The organism is Actinoallomurus acaciae (genome assembly GCF_042429965.1).
Lineage (GTDB): Bacteria > Actinomycetota > Actinomycetes > Streptosporangiales > Streptosporangiaceae > Actinoallomurus > Actinoallomurus acaciae.
The window spans coordinates 1-821 of sequence record NZ_JBHLZP010001197.1 but is presented as its reverse complement, the minus strand read 5'-3'; the positions used below and the strand labels follow the sequence as shown (position 1 = coordinate 821).

Genomic DNA, 821 nt, shown 5'->3' with positions numbered 1-821 from the left:
ACGTGGTCGAGCCGCCGGGCCTCGGCCTGGTCGGCCTCGGTGCCCAGCAGCCGGGCGAGCTCGCCGGCGTGCGGGGTGAGCACGGTCGGCGCGCTGCGCCACAGCAGGTCGCGGCGGCGAGTCAGGACGGTGAGCCCGTCGGCGTCGACCAGCACCGGCAGGTCGGTGGAGAGCACCTCGCTCAGCAGCGTCTCGGCCCGCTCGTCGGTGCCCATGCCGGGCCCGGCCACCCAGGCGTTGACCCGTCCGACGCCGCTCAGGGAGTCTTCGACCACGCTGGTCACGGCCTCCGGCCAGTGGTGCCGGACGAGCTCGACCGAGTGCCGTGCCGAGGCGAAGCGCACCATGCCGGCGCCGCCCCGTACGGCGCCGCCGACCGAGAGCACCGCGGCGCCGGTGAAGGTCTCGCTTCCGGCGAGCACGCCGGGGACACCGCGGCGGTACTTGTTGGACTCCCGCCGCGCCCGGGGGATCCACAGGTCGACGTCGGCCGCCTGCGGCAGGCACGCGTCCGGGTCGCCCAGGTACGGGCCGAGCCCGATGTCGACCAGTTCGACGACGCCCGCGTGCTCGGCCCCCGGGTCCACGAAGAGGCCCGGCTTGTACGTCCCGAACGTCACCGTCACGTCGGCGCGGACGGCCGCGCCGCTCACCACGCCGGTGTCGGCGTCGACGCCGCTGGGCAGGTCGCAGGCCACGATGGTGGCGATGGCGCGCGAGGCGTGCCCGGCGAGGGTCGCGTACGGCTCGCGGAGCCCGCCGCGGCCGCCGATGCCGAGCATTCCGTCGATGATCAGGTCCGCGGCCTCGATCGCGCGGAC

At 75.9% G+C, this 821-nt stretch carries 1 protein-coding gene; it reads right to left on the bottom strand.

What is annotated here, in order from left to right; genetic code table 11:
* On the bottom strand, positions 1 to 821 hold an 821-nt coding region (locus ACFFNX_RS51595), incomplete at both ends, for a bifunctional ADP-dependent NAD(P)H-hydrate dehydratase/NAD(P)H-hydrate epimerase (protein WP_378213842.1).